5 protein-coding genes and 1 pseudogene are annotated in these 5257 nt (G+C 74.9%); 4 read left to right on the top strand and 2 right to left on the bottom strand.

Features of this window, described 5'->3' with window-relative positions; translation table 11 throughout:
* Nucleotides 1-438 (bottom strand): annotated as a pseudogene (locus E1283_RS39765) (hypothetical protein); the annotation flags it as partial.
* On the opposite strand from E1283_RS39765, the gene E1283_RS39760 reads away from it, so the two are divergent.
* From E1283_RS39760 to E1283_RS31280, 4 genes are all read left to right on the top strand, one after another.
* Complete coding sequence (locus tag E1283_RS39760; RefSeq protein WP_165956312.1) at nt 425-940, top strand: hypothetical protein; 516 nt, start codon at nt 425-427, stop codon at nt 938-940. The pseudogene E1283_RS39765 and the gene E1283_RS39760 overlap by 14 nt on opposite strands.
* A gap of 93 nt (nt 941-1033) precedes the next feature.
* Entirely contained in the window at nt 1034-1351 is a 318-nt protein-coding gene (locus E1283_RS31290; RefSeq protein ID WP_243745232.1) for a YbaB/EbfC family nucleoid-associated protein, read from the top strand.
* Nucleotides 1352-1457: 106 nt separating this feature from the next.
* On the top strand, nt 1458-2057 hold the full coding sequence (gene recR / locus E1283_RS31285) for a recombination mediator RecR (RefSeq protein ID WP_132821546.1): 600 nt from the start codon (nt 1458-1460) through the stop codon (nt 2055-2057).
* A gap of 57 nt (nt 2058-2114) precedes the next feature.
* A complete protein-coding gene (locus tag E1283_RS31280; RefSeq protein ID WP_132821545.1) occupies nt 2115-2789 on the top strand; it encodes a DUF5063 domain-containing protein in 675 nt (224 codons plus the stop codon).
* A gap of 112 nt (nt 2790-2901) precedes the next feature.
* Here the strand turns inward: E1283_RS31280 and E1283_RS31275 are convergent, their stop codons facing one another.
* Nucleotides 2902-5145, bottom strand: coding sequence for a SpoIIE family protein phosphatase (locus E1283_RS31275; RefSeq protein WP_132821544.1), 2244 nt, complete (start codon nt 5143-5145; stop codon nt 2902-2904).
* Between the last annotated feature and the right edge of the window lie 112 nt (nt 5146-5257).

Raw genomic sequence — 5257 nt, 5'->3', positions numbered from 1 at the left:
GGCCGGGACGGTGTTCCAGTCCCGGGGGCAGCAGCAGGAGCAGGTTTCCGCTCCGGGGCCGGTACAGCCGCCGGTTCCGGCACCGGAACCGGCGCCCGCGCCCGTGCAGGAGCAGCGGGCCGCGCCCGCCGTGCCGCCACCGCCACCGGCGCCGGCGCCGGAACCGCAGGCACCCACGCCGCCCACGCCGCCCGCGCCGCCCGCGCCCGAGCCGGCCAGGCCGCCGCAGGCGGCCGGCGGCGGGCAGCAGCCCGGCGCCTGGCCGACGGCGGCCCGGTCGGGTGGCGGTGGAGCGTCGGCGGGGGCCTGGCCTACGGCCCAGCCGGCCGCGCCGGTGCCGCGGCCGGCACCGGCCGCGGCACCACCCCCGCCCGCGCCGACGGCCGGTGGAGGCGGCGGCGGGGACGTGTCGCGGGTGCGGCAGATGTGGCCGGACATCCTGGACGCGGTCAAGGGGCGTCGCCGCTTCAGCTGGATCCTGCTCAGCCAGAACGCGCAGATCGCCGGCTTCGACGGCACCACCCTGCAACTCGGCTTCGCCACCGTCGGCGCCCGCGACAGCTTCGTGAACAGCGGCAGCCAGGAGGTCCTCCAGCAGGCGCTGAGCGAGGCCATGGGCGTGCAGTGGCGGATCGACACCGTCATCGACCCGGGCGGCGGTGGCGGCGGCGGTGGCGGGTTCCCCGCCGCGCGGCCGCCTGCGGCGCCGCCGCCGCAGGCGGCGGCCCCCGCGGCCCAGCGGCCAGCTCCCATGCCGTCGCCGTCGCCGAGCGCGCCGGCCGCGGCTCCGCCGCCCCCGCCGCGGCGGCCGCCCGTCGCCGCCGAGGACGACGTGGCGGCCGAGGACGACGCGGATCTCGACGACACCGCGCTCACCGGCTACGAGCTGATCGTTCGGGAGCTGGGTGCGACCGTTATTGAGGAGATTCCGCATGAGTGAGACCGACGCATCCTGAACCCGTAGGCTCGGGAGGGTCACGTTCGTCGAGAGCCAGGAGTGAGACCGGCCGTGTTCCCCGGTGGTGGGGTCGATATGCAGCAGCTGCTGCAGCAGGCCCAGAAGATGCAGCAGGACCTGGCCGCGGCGCAGCAGGAGCTGGCCGAGACGCCCGTCGAGGGCTCGGCGGGCGGTGGGCTCGTCAAGGCCACGGTCACCGGTTCCGGTGAGCTGAAGAGCCTGGAGATCGACCCGCGCGCGGTGGACCCGGAGGACACCGAGACCCTCGCGGATCTCGTGGTCGCCGCGGTCCGCGACGCGAACAACGCGGCGCAGGAGCTGGCCAGGACCAAGCTCGGCCCGCTCGCCCAGGGCCTCGGCGGTGGCGGGGGCCTTCCCGGGCTGCCGTTCTGAGCGGTGCTGGCCTAAGGTGCTGACCTAAGGCGTCGGCCCGAGGTGAGGCAGGGCGGCGGCAGCGGCAGTAGCAGCGGCGTGGTCGGGCGAGAGGGCGGGACATTCCGTGTACGAGGGCGTGGTCCAGGACCTGATCGACGAGCTCGGTCGGCTGCCCGGCGTGGGCCCCAAGAGCGCCCAGCGGATCGCCTTCCACATCCTCCAGGCCGAGCCCACCGACGTCCGCCGGCTGGCCAACGCGCTGACCGAGGTCAAGGCGAAGGTCAGGTTCTGCGCCGTCTGCGGCAACGTCGCGCAGGAGGAGCGGTGCCGGGTCTGCCAGGATCCCCGCCGCGACACCACGGTCATCTGCGTGGTCGAGGAGCCCAAGGACATCGTCGCCATCGAGCGCACCCGCGAGTTCCGGGGCCGCTACCACGTGCTGGGCGGCGCGATCAGCCCGATCGACGGCGTCGGCCCCGGCGACCTGCGGATCAGGGAGCTGCTCGCCCGGCTGGCCGACGGCTCGGTCACGGAGCTGATCCTCGCCACCGACCCCAATCTGGAGGGCGAGGCGACCGCCACCTACCTGGCCAGGATGGTCAGCTCGCTCGGGTTGCGGGTCACCCGGCTAGCCAGCGGGCTGCCCGTCGGGGGAGACTTGGAATATGCCGACGAGGTCACCTTGGGGCGTGCCTTCGAGGGGAGGCGGCTGCTCGATGTGTAACGCAGGGACCATACGGACCGCACGGGCCACAGGTGCCGTAGGGGAGGCGATCGCGTGATGTCCGATGTCGCGCCGAACGAGGAGGAGCTGGCCGCGGCCGGTGGGCCGGACAGCTTCGCTGTGCAGATCGCCGACCAGGTCGAGAGCTTCATGGTCGCCGTCACGGAGGTCGCCAAGGGCGACGACCCGGACAGCGCGGTGCCCTACCTGCTGCTCCAGATCTCCCAGCTGCTGCTCGCCGGCGGCCGGCTCGGCGCCCACGAGGACATCGTTCCCGAGGAGCGCTACGAGCCGGACACCGGCCCCGACCCGGACATGGACGAGCTGCGCGAGCGGCTGGCCGGGCTGCTGGCGCCGGTCGACGTCTACTCCGAGGTCTTCGACCCGTACGTGCCGCGCTCCACGCCCGTCCCGTCCCGCATCTCCGACGACCTCGCCGACATCATCAGCAACCTCCGGCACGGCATGGCGCACTACCGCGCCGGCCGGATCAGCGAGGCGCTGTGGTGGTGGCAGTTCTCCTACCTCTCCAACTGGGGCCCGACCGCCAGCGCCGCCCTGCGCGCGCTCCAGTCCCTGGTGGCGCACGTCCGCCTCGACACGCCGCTCGCCGAGCTCGACGGCCTCGACACGGACAGCGGCGCCGAGGACGGCGACCTGGAGCGGCAGGCCGGCCGCGTGATGGAGGCCGAGATCGCCACCCCGCTCGGCCTGCGGTCCGGCCAGAGCTGACGCACCCCCGACAGATCCGACAGAGCGGTCACGAACAGAACGAACAGAGTGGTCACGAACAGAGCGGTCACGAACAGAGCGGTCACGAACAGAGCGGTCACGAACAGAGCGGTCACGGCGTCGGGCTGAGCAGCAGCAGCGCGATGTCGTCGCCGCGGCCGCTGCCCGTCTGACCCGTCTCGTGGGAGCGGAGCAGGGTCTCCGCCAGCTCGTCCATGCGCCGCCCGGCCTGCTCGGCGATCCGCGCGAAGTGGCCGGCCAGTGCCGCCGTCGCGTCGTCCAGGTGCACCCCGGGCCGCTCGATCAGCCCGTCCGTGAAGAGCAGCAGCACCGCGCCCGGTGGCAGCGGGATCTCCACCGCCGGGTAGTCGGCGCGCGGGTCCACGCCGAGCACCGGCCCCGGCGGCACCTCCACCTCGCCGACCCGCCCGTCCGGCAGCCACAGCAGCGGTGGCGGGTGGCCGGCGGTGGCGAGCGTGGCCAGCCGTCTGCCCAGGTCGAGGTGGATGTAGAGGCAGCTGGTGAACAGGCCGGGGTCGAGGTCGTTGAGCAGCCGGTTGGTGCGGGTCAGCACCTCGGACGGTTCGGTGCCGGCCGCCGCGTGGACGGCCGTCCGTACCTGTCCCATCAGCGCCGCGGCCGTCACGTTGTGGCCCTGCACGTCGCCGATGGTCACGCCGGCGCCGCCGTCCAGCTCGATCACGTCGTAGAAGTCGCCGCCGATCTCCATGCCCTTGGTCGCGGCGAGGTAGCGGGCCGCCACGTCGAGCCCGGGGATGCTGGGCAGATCGCGCGGGAGCAGGTCCTTCTGGAGCCGGCGGGCGAGGCGCTGGTTGGCGTCGAAGAGCCGGGCCCGCTCCAGGGCCTGGGCGACGACGCCGGCCAGCGACGTCAGCAGGGTGCGCTCCTCGGCGGTGAAGTCGTGCGGCCGGTCGTAGGAGACCACGCAGCAGCCGGCCACCCGCCCCGAGGTGACCAGCGGCAGGAACGCCCAGGCGGCCGCCCCCGTCCGTGCCCGCCCCGCGACCTCCCGGTCCACGTCCGGGATGTGGGGGTAGCGGCGGCGCATCTCGTCGGGTGAGCCGTAGTAGGTGGGGTTGCCGCCGGCCATGGCGGCGGCGGTCGGGCTGGTGCGGCTGGCCAGCGGCGTCCCGTCGAGCATGTCCGCGATCTCCGGCGGGCAGCCCCGGTGGCCGACCACCCGCAACCGGTCACCCTCCGTGACGCAGAGGATCAGCCCCTGCGCGTCGAAGGCCGGTAGCAGCTGGTCGGCGACCAGCCGCACCACGTCCGCCACGCCGGCCGCCTCGGTGAGGGTGACGGCGAGCCGCATCACCTGGTAGATCGCCCCGACCCTGGTCGGGGCCTCGGGCGGCGGGTCCGGCGCCTCGGCCGGCGCCGTCGGCTCCCCGGCGAACTCTCCGGCGGATTCCTCGGCGGGCTCGTCGGCAGGCGCCCTGGTCGGGCACATCCGGACGCTGAGCCCCCGGTCGCCCGGGTGCAGGTCGAACCGCAGCCAGCGCCCCGCCGCCCGCCGCGCCGCGAACGACGTCGGCTGGCGGCTGATCACCGCGGCCCGGAACCGGTCCTCGTACGTCGGGTCGGCCAGCCAGGGCACCGCCTCCCACAGCCGTGCCCCCAGCAGCTCCGCGCCGTTGACGCCGAGCAGCGCGGCGCCACGCTCGGTGACGAACGCGATCCGGCCGTCCAGTTCGAGCGCGCAGGCGCCCTCCGGCAGCCGCTCGGCGAAGTCGGCGGCGGCCAGCGCGTGCGCCGGTTCGGGCATCCGGGTGCGCGGCCGCTCCAGGATCGTCGGCTCGTCGGCCAGCCGCACCGCCCGCCCGCGCCGCCTGGTCACGTCGCGCAGCAGCGGTCCGAGGCGCCGGCAGCCGGCCTCCAGCGGCTCGCGTTCGTGCGGCGGGAGCTGGGACGGGTGCGAGCCGGGCCAGAGCACCATCAGCACGCCCCAGCACTCGCCCTCCTCGCCTGCCTCGCCCGACCCGTCGTCGCCGCTTCCGGTGACGATGGGGGCGTGCGCCACGGCGTACGAGTACGGCAGGGGCACGCTCACCCGGGGCCCGCGCCGGTCGTGCCGGCCGCTCTCCTGCCAGATCAGCCGCTGTTCGTTGACGGCCCTGGTCAGCGGCACGGGGACGTCGAGCTGCACCCGGGACCAGGGGCTGGCCACGTCCATCGGGATGCCGGAGACCACGGCCAGCCGCAGCACCCGCTCGCCCGGGGCCAGCAGGAAGATGCCGCCGCCGTAGCCGCCGGTCTCCCTGATGGCCCGATGCATGTGCGGACTCAGCAGCGACAGGTCGCCGCCGTCCGGCTCGGAGCCCGTTCCGGAGCCCATACCAGCACGGTACGTCGCCGGCCGGCGGCCGGCATTCCACGGCGGTCCCTCGCCCTCTGGCCCGGGTGGCGGGCCGCTGGCACCATGGGACGACAGGGGGTGACGGGGGCGG

Source organism: Streptomyces hainanensis (assembly GCF_004348415.1).
GTDB lineage: Bacteria > Actinomycetota > Actinomycetes > Streptomycetales > Streptomycetaceae > Streptomyces > Streptomyces hainanensis.
This window is presented reverse-complemented; position numbering and strand designations above follow the sequence as displayed.

Coding starts and splice junctions, on each gene's coding strand:
- E1283_RS39760 (WP_165956312.1), top strand. CDS start 425: ATGTGGCCGGACATCCTGGACGCGGTCAAGGGGCGTCGCCGCTTCAGC.
- E1283_RS31290 (WP_243745232.1), top strand. CDS start 1,034: ATGCAGCAGCTGCTGCAGCAGGCCCAGAAGATGCAGCAGGACCTGGCC.
- E1283_RS31280 (WP_132821545.1), top strand. CDS start 2,115: ATGTCCGATGTCGCGCCGAACGAGGAGGAGCTGGCCGCGGCCGGTGGG.
- E1283_RS31275 (WP_132821544.1), bottom strand. CDS start 5,145: ATGGGCTCCGGAACGGGCTCCGAGCCGGACGGCGGCGACCTGTCGCTG.